Below are 14,970 nucleotides of genomic sequence, written 5' to 3'. Positions count from 1 at the left end.
GCTGTCAGCCCTTGATGATCTTCGTCCTGCCGATCTCCGCCTGGACCTTGATGCCTGCGGCCACGTCCACGAGCTGGCGGACGACCACGTCCTCGTTGCGAATGTCGGCGATCTTCTGCTTGGTCTTCGTGGTGAACTCGAATTCGGCGACCCCCGCCGCCTCGATCTCCGCGACTTCCTGGAAGTCCTTGCTGAAGTCCAGGATCACTGTCGAGTTGTCGAGCACCAGCAGTTGATAGTCCGCGGGCTTGTCGGAGGCGAAGCCCTTCTGGAACGTGCCGGTCACCTTGATGCCGTCGGCGGTCTCCTCGAAGTCGAGGGTGCCGTCGACGGGGTTGAACAGGGCTTCCTGGAAGTCGGCGGTGGCGGTCACGGGTTCGGCGGCGAGCGCCGGTGATGTCGTGAGTGCGGCGCAGGCGAGAAGCGTGACGAATATGCGTAGCGGTTTCGACATCCTTCGTTGGTACCGGCAGTCATTTTGCCCCGCACGACCAAACACATCGCCCGATCGGTCAGTTGTCGGTTACTCTTCGCGCCGACGTCGGGGGACGTGCTCATTTCTGGGGGTTTCGCCGTGAGCGCTCTTCGACCTGTGCGCGGGGTGGGCTTGGCCGCGACGATCCTGATCGGCGTCGTGGCGTTGGCCAAGATCCTGCTCGCCGCCCTCGTCTGGACGGTGCACGACGCCGACGTGCTCACGCCGCTCGGTGCCGCGGTGTGGGACTCGCTCAACCTCATCTGGATGGTGGCGTTCTTGGGCGCGGGGGGCGCCTTCATGGTGTGGCTGGACCGCGCGCGGCAGATCTCCGTCGCCATGATGGGGGCTGACCAGCACCGCTTCACCAAGGCGTGGGTGTACGCCGGTTGGTTCGTCCCGTTCGCGAACTTCTACATCCCCTACGCGGTGGTGCAGGACGTCTGGCGCGGGTCGGACCGCTCGCAGGCCGCGCTCGGGTTGCCGCAACGCGAGATCAGCGGCGTGATCCTCGTGTGGTGGCTCTGCTTCCTGTTGTCGAACGTGTCGGTGACCCTGCCTCAGAAGGACGCGGTCGAGCTCGCGGTGTTCGCGACGATCTCCGCGGCGCTGTCCGTCGTGGCCGGGGTGCTCGCCGCGCGGATCATCCGGCAGATCAACGACATGCAGATCGATGACCGTCAGGTCGTCGCTTAGTTCTGGGGGATTTTCATGAATGACGTGGTTGTGAGACCGGTGCAGGGCATCGGCACGGCGGCGACGGGGGCGATCGCGTTCGCGGCGGGACTTCATGTCGTCACGGCCGTCCTGCTGTGGGTCTCCGTGGGCGAGGCGTCGAGCAGGGCGGCCAACTGGATGGCCTTGTTCGTGCAGGTCGTGGCCGGTGTGCTGTTCATCGTGTGGATGGTGAGGGCACGGCTCAACTCCGACGACATCACGTCCAGGCACCAGCACCGCTACACGAACGTGTGGGTGCCCCTGGGGTGGTTCATCCCGTTCGGGAACCTGGTCATCCCGTTCGTGGTGATGCAGGACATCTGGCGCGGCTCGGACCGGACGCAGCCCATGGTCGGGTTGCAGCAGCGGGCCAAGAGCGGCCTCGTCACCGCCTGGTGGATCACCTACATCGGTTCGAACGTGCTCGGCGTGATCGCCGGCCGCAGTGCCGTGCAGGACGGCCCGCTGTTGTACACGATCTCCGCGCTCGGCCTGGTCGCCGCGGCCGTGCTCGCCGGGCGGATGATCAATCAGGTCAACGGGATGCAGGCATGAGCAGGGCGCTGATCGTCCTCATCGGACTGACGTCGGTCATCTCCGTCGCCGAGGCCCTGCTGCGGTGGCTGATCATCTACGCGGGTCTCTACGGCGTCGTCACGACGCTCTCAAGCCTGTGCTACCTCGCCGCCGGCATCACGTTCATCGTCTGGATGTTCCGGGCGCGGGGCGTCGCGGACACCATCGTGTCGACGCGGCAGCACCGGTGGTCCAAGCCGTGGACGATCGCCGCGTGGTTCGTCCCGATCGTGAACGTGTGGATCCCCGGCGTCCTCGTGCAGGACATCTGGCGTGCCTCGGATCGGTCGCAGCGCCTGGTCCCGGTGACCGACCGGCGCAAGAGCGTGCTGGTCAGGGCGTGGTGGGTCAGCTACACCGTGTCGCTCCTGGCAGGTGTGCTGACCGAGGCCGTGGACGATCCGGAGACCGCCACCGCGCTGTACTCGGTCTCGGTGGTGGCGCTGGCCCTGGCGGGCGTGCTCGTCGTCCAGGTCATCCGGCAGATCGACGAGATGCAGCTCAGCGCGCCGAACGCATGCCCCGCACCAGCAGCATGACCGACTCGCGCACCTGAGCTCGCGACCGTTCCGGCTGGAAGACCTGCCAGTCCAGCGCGATCACGAGCAGGGTGCCGAACAACGCCGCCGACGCGGTGCCGACCTCGACCCCTTCGGGGAGGCGGCCCGCGTCGGACAAGCGCTTCATGTGACCGCGCACGATCGACACGATGTCGTCGCGCAGTAACGAGAGAGTGCCGTGCCACTGGCCCGGCGTGCGCCACAGCTCGGAGACCAGCAGTTGGCCGAACGCCGGGTACTCGGCCCAGAAGCCGAGCATCTCGTCGACCAGCGCCTCCAGCGAGTCCTCGGACTCCTCGGCGGAGCGCAACCTGCCCGCGAGGATCTCGACGCCGTGCCGCAGCAGGGCCTCGACCAGGGCGTCCTTCGAGGCGAAGTTGTAGTAGATCGTGCCCTTGGCGACGCCTGCCTCCGCGGCGATCTCGTCGACCGTCACCGAGGCCGCGCCCCGCTCACCGACCAGCTTCAACGCCGCGTCGAAGAGCTTCTGCTTCGTCGCGGTGGTTCGCGCGCTCACAGCACGAGCTCCGGCTTCAGCTTGGACGCTGTCCACACCCGCTGCTTGTAGGCCGCCACGGAAGTCAAGGCTAGGGCCCCGACCAGCCAGGCGAGAAGGATCAAAGCGTCCTTGCCCACGCTGCCGAGGTCACCGCCGTACATCAGATGACGCAGGCCGTCGACCGCGTAGCCCATCGGCAGGCCGTAGTGCAGCGGATACAGCGGCACGGGGATCGTCTGCCACGGGAACGTGCCGCCCGCGCTGACCAGCTGCAGGATCAGCAGGATCAGGCCGAGGAACTTGCCGACTGCGCCGAACGCGGCGTTCAGGGCGTGCAGGATCGCGACGAACGTCAGTGACATCAGTGCGAGGAACCCGAACGTGCCGAGGGGGTTCGACGGCTCGATGTCCACCACGAACCGCACCACCGAGAACATCACCAGCACCTGCACGATGCCGAGCAACGCACCCGGCAGCCAGCCGCCCAACGCGACGCGCAAAGCTGACTGACCAGCGGCCAGCGCACGGCGTGACAGCGGCCGCAGCAGCAGGAACAGCACGAACGCGCCGATCCACGTCGCGAGGCCCAGGAAGAACGGGGCCAGGCCGGCGCCATAGGTGGCGGCCTTGGTCTGGGACAGGCCCTGCACCGCGACCGGGTCGCCGATCGCCTGCGCCATCGCGGCCCGCGTCGGGTCGTCCGGGTTCGGGATCCCGTTCACGCCACCGGTCAGACCGTTCCGCAGCTGGGCGGAGCCGTCCGCGAGCTGTGCAGAGCCGTCCTTGAGCTTCGTCGTGCCCTCCACGGCCTTCTGCTCGCCGTCGCGGAGCTGCGCGGTGCCGTCCGCGAGCTGGGTGAGGCCGTCGTCGACCTTCACCACGCCGGCCGCCAGCCCGGGCATCTTGCCCGCGAGATCCTCGGCGCCGTCGGCCACCTGGTCCGCGCCGTTCGCGAGCCGGCGCAGGTCGCTCGCACCACCCTGGACCTTGGCGTTCGCGTCGTCCACCGGCTTGCGGACCGCGCCGAGCGTGTCCAGCACGCGCTGGACCTGGTCGGGAGTGAAGCCCAGTGCGCGCAAACGGTTGGCCACGTCACCGTTCGCCTGGTCGAGCACGCCCACGAGCGCCTGGGCCTTCACCGCGTACTCCTCGACCTGGCGCGCCGCCTGCTCGTTGCCGTCCGCGACCTGCCGGGCGCCGTTCGCGAGCTGACGGGTCTTGTCGGGGAGCTGGTCCGTGCCCGCGCGGATCTGGTGCGTGCCGTCGCGGAGTTCGGCGGAGGCCGTCGCGGCCTTCGTCACACCGTCGAGCAGCTTGCGCTGGCCGGCGTCGAGCTCGTTCACACCGCTGCGCAGCTGACCGGCGCCGTCCGCGAGCTTCGTCGCGCCGTCGGCCGCCTCGGTCGTCTTCTGGCGGATCGTGGAGAAGCCGAGCAGCAGCTTGTCCGCGGCCTCGGAGGAGACCTTCGCCGTCACCACCCGGCGCACCTCGGCGACGACCTGGTTCGCGATCGTGCTGCCGAGGTAGTTGTTCGCGTCGTTGGTCGTGAGAGTCAGCACGCCCTGGCGCGGCTTCTGGGACTCCGGCGACGTGAGCGCCTCGGAGAAGTCCTCCGGCAAGGTCAGCGCGAAGATGTACTTGCCCTTGCGCACACCCTCCTCGGCCTCGGAGTCGTCGACGAGGTTCCAGTTGAACTTCTTGCCGTTCACCAGCTCGTCCGCGACCTCCTTGCCGGCGTTGAGGTCCTTGGCTCCCTTGTCCTTCACGACCAGCGCGGCGGGGACCTGGTTGAGGTTCGCGTACGGGTCCTTGTTGGCGTACAGGTAGAGCGACGCGTAGAGCAGCGGCACGAGCGCCAGCGCCAGCACGGCGAGCTTGGGCAGCGTGCCGGAGGTGACCCGGCGAAGTTCGTTGAAGGCCATGCGAAGGGCGCTCATGCGGTGATCTCCATCTTGGTGTCGTTGTCCTCACCAAGGCGCGCGTGCGGGAGGTCGAGGATGTGAGCGGAGGAGTTCGAGCACAGGGCGATGACGGACCGTTCGGGGGTCACGTAGTCGTGCGCCAAGGCGAACCACTCGCGCGGGTTGGGGTGGTAGCGGTCCGGGCAGTCGAGGACGAGCGACGTCACGCCGGGGCGTGCGGAGGCCAGTTCGAGCATCACTGCGCAACGGGTCTGCGCCGGCACGTGCTCGAAACGCTTCGTGGCGTGCTCGTCGGCGGCGTGTTCGACCAACCAGTCGTGCACTGCCTTCTTGCCGGAGGGCATGCCGTTCATAGCGAGCTCCTCGCCGACGACGGCGGCCAGGGAAAGGGAGTCCTCCGGCTCGTTCACCTCGGGGGCGTCGACCAGCACGACCTTCTTGCGCAACGTCTTCGCGTCCGGTGACACGGTGCCGGTGGAGGGCTTGATCCGGCCGGAGAGCAGCAGGCCCAGCGCGGTGTGCCCGGCGCCTGGCTCGCCCGCGACCAGCGTCAGCTCGCCCGGCTTCACGACCAGCGAAGTCGGCCGGAGCAGAGGACCATGTGCCCCGTTGACGCCTGCGCGTTGGGCGTGGATCTCCACGGCTTTACCTTCCGTTTAAACTGACCGGTCAGTACAAATTCTCCCGCAGACGTCGGCCGGTGGCAACTCGGACATAGGTCACCTAAGGGCGGAGGCGGGGCGTACTTCCCACACGGTCCACAGCGGCCGGTAGCCGTGGCGCGGCCAGAACACGCTGCTCAGCGGGTTCGGCGGGTTGTAGTAGAGGTACGTGCCGACCGTGCCCATCCGGTGAAGCTCCTGGTGGGCGTGGGCGACGAGCTGCTGGCCGATGCCGGTGCCACGGGCTCCCGGCAGCACGGAGACGCAGTTCACATAACCCCAGCGGCCGCGCGGCAGCCTCATCGACGCGTTCGTGCCCGGTTCGGACGACACGATCGCGCACTCGGCGAGGCCCACCGCGATGCCGTCGCGTTCCGCCAGCCAGATGGGGCTGGCGTTGGCGAGGCGTTCGGTGAGCGCGCGTCGTTTGAGAGCCGGCGCTTCGGGGCGCACGACCGTGGAGCCGACGAACGACGAGTACTCCAGCTCGGCGAGCGACAGCTCCAGCACGGTTTCGAGGTCGTGCGGGGTGGCTCGGCGGATCGTGAGCGTGCGGGGGACGGGTGGCTGGGGAGTCCGCAGTCTGACCGCGAGCACCGAGAGCGGCACGAGGCCATGGTCGAGGAACGCCCGTGCGGCCTTCGTGTCGCGGCTCGGCCAGTGCACGACGCACGCCGTGTCCTCGCCTATCTCCTGTGTGTCGAGGTGTTTGCGCCAACGTGTGAGCAGCGCGTCCATGCCCTGCGTCTGGCCCACGAGCGGAAGCAGTTCCCACACTTCTGCCGCCGACCACAGGCGTGTGATGGATTGCCGGTCGAACTGCTGGTGGCTGATGACCCCGGCCACGCGCGCGCCGTCCGCCAGCGCCGCGGTGATGACGTGACCGTCCGTCGGTGGCTCGGCGGCGGGCGGGAGTAACGGGTCCAGTGCCGCGAAACGTGCTGACTGGGCCGCCACTAGTCCGCGCGCCGAGGTCATGACAGTGAAGATTACGACGTCAGGCGGGTCCGGAAGATCGCGGTGCCGGGGAAGAGCTTGCCGCGCAGCGGGCTCCACTGGCCCCAGATGCGCGTGTGCCCCTTCGGCCACTCGGGCTCGACGAGGTCTTCGAGCACGAAGCCGGTGTTCGTGAGTGCGCGGATGTAGTCGCCGAGCGTGCGGTGGTGCTCGACGTAGGTGGCGCGGCCCTCGCCGTCCACCTCTACATAGGGGGTGCGGTCGAAGTACGACTGGGTGACGGTGAGGCCGAGCGGGCCGGGGTCGTCGGGGAAGATCCAGCGCATCGGGTGGTTGACCGCGAAGACCCAGGGCGAGCCGGGCCTGAGGACGCGGGCGACCTCGCTGAAGACCTCCTGGACGTCGGCCACGAACGGCACCGCGCCGAACGCCGAGCAGGCGGCGTCGAACGAGCCGGTCCTGAAGGGGAGCTGGTCGGCGCTGGCCTGCACGAGCGGGATCTCGATACCGGTCTTGGCGTTGTTCTCACGCGCGTGGCGGAGCATGCCCTCGGAGATGTCCAGGGCGGTGACGTTCGCCTTGTTCGCCTTGAGCCAGCGGGCGCACGGGGCACTACCGCAGCCGACCTCCAGGACGTTCTGACCTGCTACTTCGCCGAGGAAGCGGGTTTCCTCCTCGCGGAGCCCCTCGGGGCACCAGACGAAGTCCGCCGCGCCCAGGAAATCGCCGTGCGTGTCGTGGTAGGCATCGGCGTCCGCGTCCCACCAGATGCGGTTCGCCACGCGTGACTCGGAGGCGTCCGCCCCGCGCTTGACGATGCCGGCCGTGCCGAGCGCTTGTTCAGCGCTCGCGTGCTGGTTGGACACACTGCTCCTTCACATGGGGGCTGGTTTGCTCGGGGGTCTCGCGGCCGCGTACGATATCGCGTGCGTAGTGGGTTAGTGCTGCCCATGATCCAGAACTGTCGGGATTCCAGGTCGCTGCGACGCTGCGCGCGCACCACTACCACTCATTAATGCCAATCCGTACCGGAGCCACCTACCTAATGTCCACCGACACCACCACCGCCCCCGTTGCCGCTGCGCCCAAGCAGGTCGCGATCAACGACATCGGGACGGAGGAGGACTTCCTCGCTGCTATCGACAAGACGATCAAGTACTTCAACGATGGCGACATCGTTGAGGGCACGATCGTCAAGGTCGACCGGGACGAGGTCCTGCTCGACATCGGCTACAAGACCGAGGGCGTCATCCCCTCGCGCGAACTGTCGATCAAGCACGACGTCGACCCCAACGAGGTTGTCAAGGTTGGTGACGAGGTCGAGGCACTTGTTCTCCAGAAGGAGGACAAGGAAGGTCGCCTGATCCTCTCCAAGAAGCGCGCCCAGTACGAGCGCGCCTGGGGCACCATCGAGGCCCTCAAGGAGAAGGACGAGCCCGTCAAGGGCACGGTCATCGAGGTCGTCAAGGGTGGTCTCATCCTCGACATCGGTCTCCGCGGCTTCCTCCCCGCTTCCCTCGTCGAGATGCGTCGCGTCCGCGACCTCCAGCCGTACGTCGGCCGCGAGCTCGAGGCGAAGATCATCGAGCTGGACAAGAACCGCAACAACGTGGTCCTGTCCCGCCGCGCGTGGCTCGAGCAGACCCAGTCCGAGGTCCGCAGCGAGTTCCTCAACCAGCTGCAGAAGGGCCAGGTCCGCAAGGGCGTCGTGTCCTCGATCGTCAACTTCGGTGCCTTCGTGGACCTGGGTGGCGTCGACGGTCTCGTCCACGTCTCGGAGCTGTCCTGGAAGCACATCGACCACCCGTCCGAGGTTGTCGAGGTCGGCCAGGAAGTCACCGTCGAGGTCCTCGACGTCGACATGGAGCGCGAGCGCGTCTCCCTGTCGCTGAAGGCGACCCAGGAAGACCCGTGGCGCCAGTTCGCCCGCACCCACGCGATCGGCCAGATCGTGCCGGGCAAGGTCACCAAGCTGGTTCCGTTCGGTGCGTTCGTCCGCGTGGACGAGGGCATCGAGGGCCTGGTCCACATCTCCGAGCTGGCCGAGCGCCACGTGGAGATCCCGGAGCAGGTCGTCCAGGTCGGCGACGACGTCATGGTCAAGGTCATCGACATCGACCTCGACCGTCGCCGCATCTCGCTGTCGCTCAAGCAGGCCAACGAGGGCTTCACGGTCGACACCGAGTTCGACCCGACCCAGTACGGCATGGCCGCCGAGTACGACGACCAGGGCAACTACATCTACCCCGAGGGCTTCGACCCGGAGACCCAGGAGTGGCAGGACGGCTTCGACAAGCAGCGTGAGGAGTGGGAGCGTCAGTACGCTGAGGCCCACACTCGTTACGAGGCCCACATGAAGCAGATCCGCAAGGCTGCCGAGGCTGAGGAAGAGGCTTCCGCCGAGGGTGCCGGCAACTACACCTCGGGTGGGGACGCTCCGTCCGCTTCCGTTGGTGCGCCGGCTCAGTCCGGTGGGACGCTGGCTTCCGATGAGCAGCTGGCTGCTCTGCGGGAGAAGCTGTCTGGCGGTATGTGAGTCGCGGCTCGTCAGAGCTAGTTAGACCTTGAAGGCCCCCGCACTTCGGTGCGGGGGCCTTTTTGTTGTTGCGTGCGGGTGGTCGCCTTGCGGGCGGCGAGTCCTGTTTCGTGCTTCTGGGAGCTCCGCCCCAGACCCCGCCAATCTGATCAAAGACCGGCCAGCGCCACACGCAGGCTGATGGCACGCCTGTTGATTTCGGCGGCCTGCGGTTTCGTAGTGTGGTTGCGGTGACGGGACCACCCCACCCGGCCCGTTCGGGAAAAGCGGGCTCGGCTTCGCCATCGCATCGGCTCGCCTTCGGCTTCGCTGTGGGTGGTCGTTCTCTGACCGTTCACTCTGTGGTGGAGGGCTTTGTCCGTTGTGTAGGTTGGCAAACCTATGCGTGGGAACAGGTTCTTCGTTGTGCTTGGCGCGGTGGCGCTGTCGGTTTGTGCCGCCTGTTCGGCTGCCGTTCCGCAAACTCAGGCGCCTCCGCCGCAGATCCCGAAGATCACGCCGCCCACCACGCCGTCGAAGGTTCCGGTGATGGTGGATCGGCCGTTGCCGGACGACTGTGAGCTCGTCGTGCCGGTTGACGTCATGAATGCCACGCTCGGGCAGGAGTTGCCTGGGGAGCCTCGGATCATCATCGGCATCAAGGAGCCGGGGATCGGGCGGACCGGGAAGATCGACTGTTACTACGGGATCCCGCCCAAGCAGAACCTGCCTGCCGCGAAGATCGTGATCGGGCTGTCGACGTACACGGATGAGTTGACTGCTCGTACTCGTGTCACTGAGAGCATCGAGGCTGAGCGGGCCGACGGGGCGAAGATCACCGAGGTTGATGTCGGGCGGCAGAAGGGGACGTTGGTCGAGGGCAAGGAGGAGCAGTTGCTCATCGGGTCCCTTGGCAAGTCGACGTTCGTCGTGCGCAACCGGAACAACTTCATCCCGCAAGCGAAGTTGATCGCGATTCTGCCGGTGCTTGCGCAGCAGTCGATGACGCCGCCGGTTTAGCGGTGATGATGGCGTCCAAAGCGGACTGAGCTTCCTGGAGGGAGCGGATCGAGTCGGCGATTCGGGCTCGTTCCACGAGTAGTTCGTCGACTAGTTCTGGGCAGATGGAGGCGATCAGGCGTTCGCCGTCCACGCCCATGCACGGCAGGACTTCGGCGATGGTCTCTGTCGAGAGGCCTGCTGCCAGGAGGCTGCGGATGTGGGCGACGCGGAGTTCGTCGGCGGGCTCGTAGACGCGGTAGCCGCTGGTCAGGCGGTGTGGGGTCAGCAGGTTCTGTTCTTCGTAGTAGCGCAGCAGGCGTTGGCTCACGCCGGTGCGGCGGGACAGTTCTCCGATGCGCATGCGATTTCCCCCTTGACTCTCACACCCATGTGAGACTTTAGCGTCGCGCCATGACAAATCGATCAAAGGAGGACGTGCGGTCCTGGCTGGGGCTGGCTGTTCTCACGTTGCCCACGGCGATGCTCGCCATGGACGTCACGATCCTCTACCTCGCGTCGCCGCACCTTGCGCGGAGTTTGCAGCCCACGGACGCGGAGTTGTTGTGGGTGCTGGACAGTTACGGGTTCATGATCGCTGCCCTGCTCATTCCGATGGGGGTGCTCGGGGATCGGATCGGGCGGCGGAAGTTGCTGCTCATCGGGGCTGCGGCGTTTGCTGGTGGGTCTGTGGTCGCTGCCTGTGCACCTTCGGTGGAGGCCTTGATCGCGGCGCGGGCCCTGTTGGGGGTTGCTGGGTCGGCGTTGATGCCGTCGACGTTGGCGTTGATCAGTTCGATGTTCCGGGAGCGGCGCGGTACTGCGATTGGGATTTGGGCTGGGGCGATGTCCGGGGGCGTTGCGCTTGGGCCTGTGGTGGGTGGTGCCCTGCTGGAGACGTGGTGGTGGGGGTCGGCGTTTTTGGTTGCTGTGCCGGTGATGGTGTTGTTGCTGGTCACTGGGCCGTTTGTGTTGCCGGAGCAGCGGGGGCCGGTGCAGCGGGTCGATCTGGCGAGTGTTGCGTTGGTGCTCGTTGCGACGGTTTTGACGGTGTACGGGATCAAGCACTTTGAGGTTGTGCCTGCTGTTGTCGGGGTTGCGGTCGGGGTCTGGTTCGTTCGGCGGCAGGGGCGGGTTGCGCGGCCGTTGATCGAGGTCGCGCTGTTTCGCGGGCGGTTCGGGCGGGCGGTTGTGGTGTTGGTGGCGGACGCTGCTGTCACGGCTGGGGTGTATTTGCTTGTGACGCGGCAGTTGCAGGAGGAGTTTTCGCCGTTGCAGGCCGGGTTGCTGTTGTTGCCGGCTTCAGTGGCCATGATCGTCACGTCGGTGCTCGCGCCGCGGTTTGCCGGGGCGTTCGGGGCTGGGCGGACTGTGGCGGTGGCGCTGGGGGTGTCGGCTGTGGGGTTTGTGGTCGTGCCGCATGCGGCTGTGCTCGGGATCTTTGTCGTTTACCTCGGGCAGGGGCCCGTGATGGCGTTGAGCACGGAGTTGATCGTTGGGGCTGCGCCTGTGGAGAAGGCCGGGTCGGCTGCTGCGTTGTCGGAGACCGGGATGGAGTTCGGACTGGCGTTGGGGGTCGCGGTGATCGGGACGTTGGGGGTGGTGACCGGGTTTGGGACTGTTGCTGTGGTGGCGGCGGTGGTGTCGGTGCTGCTTGCTGCGGTGGCGCGGTTAACCTGACGGCATGCTCAGGGTGGGGTTGACCGGGGGAATCGGGTCCGGCAAGTCGACGATCGCGCGGCTGCTCGAGGAGCGCGGCGCGGTTGTCGTCGATGCGGACAAGCTTGCTCGTGAGGTGCTGGAGCCTGGCACCGAAGGGCTCAAGGAGGTCGTCAAGGCGTTCGGGGAGGACGTTCTCCACGACGACGGGACGCTGAACCGGGGTGCGTTGGCGGCCAAGGCGTTTGCGTCCGAGGAGGCTCGGCAGACGCTCAACGGGATCACGCATCCGCGGATCGGGGCGTTGACGGGGCGGCGGATGGCGGAGGCTCCTGAGGACGCGATCGTGGTGCACGACATCCCGTTGCTGGTGGAGCGGGATCTGGCGGCGGCGTACCACCTGGTGATCGTGGTTTACGCGGATGCCGGGACGCGGTTGCACCGGCTGGTGAGCAGCCGGGGGATGGATCGGGCGGACGCGGAGAACCGGATTGCCGCGCAGGCCACGGATGAGCAGCGCAGGGCCGTTGCTGATGTGTGGCTGGACAATTCCGGGGAGGTTCCGGACGTCACGGGTCTGTGGGATCGGCTGGTGGGGTTCGAGAAGAACGTTCGGACGCAGTCGTACGCGTCCGGGTCGCCGATCGTTGTGCCGTATGACGAGCGGTGGCCCGCGCAGGCGCGGCGGGTTGCGCGGCGGATCAGCTTGGCGGCTGGTGGGCGGCACGTCGAGCACATCGGGTCGACCGCGGTGCCCGGGCTGGCGGCGAAGGACGTGCTGGACTTTCAGCTTGCCGTGGAGGACATGGAGACGGCCGACGCGTTGCGGGACACGTTGGCGCAGGCCGGTTTTCCGTATGTCGGGCCGTACGTGGACACGCCGCGTGGTGAAGGGGACTGGAGCAAGCGGCTGCACGCCGGAGCGGATCCTGGGCGGCGGGTGAATCTGCACGTTCGGGTCGAGGGCGCGCCGAACTGGCGGTGGGCCGTCGATTTTCGTGACTGGCTGCGGCACGACGCGCAGGCGCGTGATGAGTACGCGAACCTCAAGCTTGAGCTGTCACAACGGTTTGCGGCCGATTCCGGGGCGTTTGCCTACGGTGAGGCGAAGGAGCCGTGGATGGAAGCCGCGGTGAAGCGGGTCGAGGCCTACAAGGGTGGCCAGGTGTCGTAGATGCCGTGCCACGTCAGCCACGAGGTGAGGTTGTGGTTGACGTTGCTCAGCTCTTCGAGCGTGCGGTGGACCGTGCGCAGGGCCTGGTCGGCGTCGCCGGGGCGCAGGACTCGGCCGGCGACGGCGGCGGCGAACTCCTCGCTGCGCACGATGCGGGCCGTCGTGCCGCCGGGAACTGCCAGGCCCAGCAACAGATCCGTGGTCTGCCAGTGGCGGTGGTCGCGCTCCACGCGGACCGCGGACAGCACGCTCGGGCCGCCGCGGGCGTGCCGGGAGCGGGCGCGGTAGGTCGTCAGGCGCACGCCCAGCTCGGGCATCAGCCAGGTGACCTCGGCGTCCGAGAAGGGGTCTTCCGGGGTGGGATGCTCGATTCGAAGACCCCAACGTTCGACATCGCACGAACTAAGAGTTCGTGTGCCACCGGACGAATAGCTGCGCACGCCCGAAATGGTGTCGACGACATCGACCAGCTGAGGTGTAGTGACCGCTCCCACGCCGCCGAGGGTAGTCAAATATGTGCTCGCAGTTACACGGCGGGTCGATTCGTTACGTCACGGTCAGATGACGACCACACTCTGTGTATCAACGCCAGGTGGTGGGGCAACCCGAAGAGGTGAGCCACCTGACCACATCGTGACCGTGCGCTGAAATGCCGGACACCGCTGAGTAGGTGGTTTCCAGCGCCCATTGCGCGCGTTCCGGGGAGATCAAGTTGCGTTGAACTGCGGCGATCAACTCGTCCGTGTCCAAAACAGTCACGCTGTGACCCGTTCGGACGATCAGATCGAGGTACAGGTCGGTCGTTTTCCAGACGCTGCCGATCGCGTTGATCTCCACGACGTCGACGTAGAAGTCGAAGTCGAGCTGGTGCCCGGGGTGCCAGGACTGGCGGGTGACCCGGATGTTGAGCTTGGGCAGGAACCAGCTCTCGAAGTGGCTGATCTTCGGGTGCCCGGCGAGCGGCCGGAACATGTACAGGCCCGTCGGGGTGAGCCGGTACTCGTCGACGCTCCTCAACTGTCCCTTGGGATCTGTGTTGCTCTTGGCGTCCAGGTCGAAGTACTCGATCTTCGGCGGATGGATGTGTGCCACGTGGCCGATACTGCCATCGTTGGGCCGTCCGGCCACTTAGGATGCGCCGCATGTTCGGGATCATCCGCCCTTGCCGCAACAGAATGGGCGCTGAGCTGCGGTCCGCGTGGCTCGCGCACCTGTGCGGAATGTGCTTGTCGTTGCGCGACGAGCACGGTCATCTCTCGCGGCTCGTCACCAACTACGACGGGCTCATGATCTCGGCGATGGTCGAGGCGCAGAGCGGTCTCTCGCGTCGGTCGGCGGGGCCATGCGCGTTGCGCGGCATGAAGTCCGCGGACGTGGCCATCGGCTCTGGTGCGCGGCTGGCGGCGTCGGTGTCGCTGGTGCTGGCGTCGTTGAAGATCCGCGACCACGTGGACGACGGGGACGGGCTGGCCGGCAAGGTCGGCTGGGCTGGTCGGGCGGTGGCGCAACGGTGGGCCGCCAAGGGGCTTGGTACGGCCGCTGATCTGGGATTCGACGCGTCGGTGATGGTCGACTCGGTGCGCCGGCAGCCTTCGGTGGAGGCCGCGGCGGGGCTGGGGAGCTCGGTGCTGGTGGTCACCGAGCCGACGGAGACCGCGACCGCGTTCGCCGTGGCGCAGACGGCGTTGATCGCGGGCAGGCCTGAGAACGTTGAGCCGTTGCGCGAGGTGGGACGGCTGTTCGGGCGTGTGGCGCACCTGATCGACGCCGCGGAGGACCTGGAGTCGGATCAGGCGTCGGGTTCTTGGAACCCGTTGCTGGCCACCGGAACCTCGGTCGAGGAGGCGCACCGGCTGTGCCTGGATGCGGTGGCCGGGATCCGGCTGGCGCTGGCCGAGGCGTCGTTCACGGACGGGCGGCTGGTGCACAAGCTGCTGGTGCACGAGCTGGAGGAGTCGATCATCCGGGTGTTCGGCAAGCGGCACCGGCACCAGTACCCGCCGGACAAGCACCGCTGGTCGGATCCGGGCAGCGGGCTGTGGGCGTACCCCAGGCTGAACTGGCAGCCTCAGCCGCGCGGGTGCTTCGCCGGCTGCGGTGCGTTCCTCTACATGTGCGGGACGTGCCAGTTCTGCTGCCGCGACCCGTTCCCGGGTCCGTGGAGCGACAAGCGGCGCGACGGGTGCGATCCGGGTGGCGACTGCGGCCCGAACTGCGACTGCGACTGCAATTGCTGCCCGTGCGATTAGGGCTCT

The 14,970-nt window shown here is 67.1% G+C and carries 17 protein-coding genes; 8 read left to right on the top strand and 9 right to left on the bottom strand.

Features of this window, described 5'->3' with window-relative positions:
- Window positions 1-4: 4 nt before the first annotated feature.
- Complete coding sequence (locus tag LFM09_RS15315) at window positions 5-454, bottom strand: hypothetical protein (RefSeq protein WP_414097097.1); 450 nt, start codon at window positions 452-454, stop codon at window positions 5-7.
- 120 nt (window positions 455-574) lie between these two features.
- On the opposite strand from LFM09_RS15315, the gene LFM09_RS15310 reads away from it, so the two are divergent.
- From LFM09_RS15310 to LFM09_RS15300, 3 genes are read left to right on the top strand one after another with little or no spacing between them, the layout of a single operon-like run.
- The gene (locus LFM09_RS15310) at window positions 575-1,171 is read left to right on the top strand and encodes a DUF4328 domain-containing protein (RefSeq protein ID WP_414097096.1); all 597 of its coding nucleotides are present in this window, start codon (window positions 575-577) and stop codon (window positions 1,169-1,171) included.
- 24 nt (window positions 1,172-1,195) lie between these two features.
- Entirely contained in the window at window positions 1,196-1,747 is a 552-nt protein-coding gene (locus LFM09_RS15305) for a DUF4328 domain-containing protein (protein ID WP_414097095.1), read from the top strand.
- Entirely contained in the window at window positions 1,744-2,307 is a 564-nt protein-coding gene (locus tag LFM09_RS15300) for a DUF4328 domain-containing protein (RefSeq protein WP_414097094.1), read from the top strand. Before LFM09_RS15305 ends, LFM09_RS15300 begins: the two co-directional genes overlap by 4 nt.
- On the opposite strand, the gene LFM09_RS15295 is transcribed toward LFM09_RS15300, so the two are convergent.
- The 5 genes from LFM09_RS15295 to LFM09_RS15275 all read right to left on the bottom strand — a co-directional run bounded on the left by LFM09_RS15295 (window position 2,270) and on the right by LFM09_RS15275 (window position 7,234).
- Window positions 2,270-2,845 carry a TetR/AcrR family transcriptional regulator gene (locus LFM09_RS15295; protein WP_414097093.1) on the bottom strand — a complete coding sequence of 192 codons (576 nt, stop codon included), beginning with the start codon at window positions 2,843-2,845 and terminating at the stop codon, window positions 2,270-2,272. The genes LFM09_RS15300 and LFM09_RS15295 overlap by 38 nt on opposite strands.
- Entirely contained in the window at window positions 2,842-4,764 is a 1,923-nt protein-coding gene (locus tag LFM09_RS15290) for a YhgE/Pip family protein (protein ID WP_414097092.1), read from the bottom strand. Before LFM09_RS15290 ends, LFM09_RS15295 begins: the two co-directional genes overlap by 4 nt.
- Entirely contained in the window at window positions 4,761-5,390 is a 630-nt protein-coding gene (locus LFM09_RS15285; RefSeq protein ID WP_414097091.1) for an ATP-binding cassette domain-containing protein, read from the bottom strand. Before LFM09_RS15285 ends, LFM09_RS15290 begins: the two co-directional genes overlap by 4 nt.
- A gap of 78 nt (window positions 5,391-5,468) precedes the next feature.
- Window positions 5,469-6,389, bottom strand: coding sequence for an N-acetyltransferase family protein (locus LFM09_RS15280; RefSeq protein WP_414097090.1), 921 nt, complete (start codon window positions 6,387-6,389; stop codon window positions 5,469-5,471).
- 11 nt (window positions 6,390-6,400) lie between these two features.
- Complete coding sequence (locus LFM09_RS15275) at window positions 6,401-7,234, bottom strand: class I SAM-dependent methyltransferase (RefSeq protein WP_414097089.1); 834 nt, start codon at window positions 7,232-7,234, stop codon at window positions 6,401-6,403.
- A 179-nt stretch (window positions 7,235-7,413) separates the two neighbouring features.
- On the opposite strand from LFM09_RS15275, the gene rpsA reads away from it, so the two are divergent.
- Complete coding sequence (rpsA, locus tag LFM09_RS15270) at window positions 7,414-8,904, top strand: 30S ribosomal protein S1 (RefSeq protein ID WP_045315762.1); 1,491 nt, start codon at window positions 7,414-7,416, stop codon at window positions 8,902-8,904.
- Window positions 8,905-9,285: 381 nt separating this feature from the next.
- Window positions 9,286-9,903, top strand: coding sequence for a hypothetical protein (locus LFM09_RS15265; protein WP_414097088.1), 618 nt, complete (start codon window positions 9,286-9,288; stop codon window positions 9,901-9,903).
- On the opposite strand, the gene LFM09_RS15260 is transcribed toward LFM09_RS15265, so the two are convergent.
- The gene (locus LFM09_RS15260) at window positions 9,833-10,246 is read right to left on the bottom strand and encodes a MerR family transcriptional regulator (protein ID WP_414097087.1); all 414 of its coding nucleotides are present in this window, start codon (window positions 10,244-10,246) and stop codon (window positions 9,833-9,835) included. The genes LFM09_RS15265 and LFM09_RS15260 overlap by 71 nt on opposite strands.
- Before the next feature lie 50 nt (window positions 10,247-10,296).
- On the opposite strand from LFM09_RS15260, the gene LFM09_RS15255 reads away from it, so the two are divergent.
- Entirely contained in the window at window positions 10,297-11,562 is a 1,266-nt protein-coding gene (locus tag LFM09_RS15255) for an MFS transporter (RefSeq protein ID WP_414097086.1), read from the top strand.
- Window positions 11,563-11,566: 4 nt separating this feature from the next.
- On the top strand, window positions 11,567-12,715 hold the full coding sequence (coaE, locus tag LFM09_RS15250; RefSeq protein WP_414097085.1) for a dephospho-CoA kinase: 1,149 nt from the start codon (window positions 11,567-11,569) through the stop codon (window positions 12,713-12,715).
- Here the strand turns inward: coaE and LFM09_RS15245 are convergent.
- A complete protein-coding gene (locus tag LFM09_RS15245) occupies window positions 12,691-13,209 on the bottom strand; it encodes a DUF402 domain-containing protein (RefSeq protein WP_414097084.1) in 519 nt (172 codons plus the stop codon). The two genes, coaE and LFM09_RS15245, sit on opposite strands and share 25 nt — an antisense overlap.
- Window positions 13,210-13,297: 88 nt before the next feature.
- Window positions 13,298-13,807 carry a DUF402 domain-containing protein gene (locus LFM09_RS15240; protein WP_414097083.1) on the bottom strand — a complete coding sequence of 170 codons (510 nt, stop codon included), beginning with the start codon at window positions 13,805-13,807 and terminating at the stop codon, window positions 13,298-13,300.
- Between the two features lie 50 nt (window positions 13,808-13,857).
- On the opposite strand from LFM09_RS15240, the gene LFM09_RS15235 reads away from it, so the two are divergent.
- A complete protein-coding gene (locus LFM09_RS15235) occupies window positions 13,858-14,964 on the top strand; it encodes a DUF5685 family protein (protein ID WP_414097082.1) in 1,107 nt (368 codons plus the stop codon).
- Window positions 14,965-14,970 lie beyond the last annotated feature (6 nt).

The sequence above is a fragment of the Lentzea alba genome, assembly GCF_047445655.1.
In the GTDB taxonomy this organism is placed as follows: domain Bacteria; phylum Actinomycetota; class Actinomycetes; order Mycobacteriales; family Pseudonocardiaceae; genus Lentzea; species Lentzea alba_A.
The sequence above is the reverse complement of the archived record's forward strand: the minus strand, read 5'-3'. Positions and strand labels throughout refer to the sequence as shown.